1 protein-coding gene is annotated in these 259 nt (G+C 51.0%); it reads right to left on the bottom strand.

Going from position 1 to position 259, the window contains the following annotated elements; translation table 11 throughout:
- A partial coding sequence (locus tag ACODJP_RS14245; protein WP_422482622.1) for a hypothetical protein occupies positions 1–259 on the bottom strand: 259 nt, incomplete at both ends.

Consider the following 259-nt stretch of genomic DNA (forward strand, 5'->3'; position numbering starts at 1 on the left):
CGGGAAATATAGCCTGGCTGCGACGGTGTGCGGGGCAAGCCCCCCACAAAAACCGGCACGTGGGCGTGCCTTTTTGCTCGCTGGGGCGGCAAAATTTTTGCGGCTCCCCCCGGCCCGCTTCAATTCGCTGGGGCGAATGTTCGCGGGTGGACGTGGATCCTGAAAATTAGCAATTTCTCCGAAATTGAATTTTCTGTCCACGTTCCACTTCATTATTTTTCGTCTTAACAATTTCTTCGAAATTGAAGCCAAAAATAAT

Source organism: Pleomorphochaeta sp. DL1XJH-081, from assembly GCF_049310885.1.
In the GTDB taxonomy this organism is placed as follows: Bacteria; Spirochaetota; Spirochaetia; order Sphaerochaetales; family Sphaerochaetaceae; genus CAYZJV01.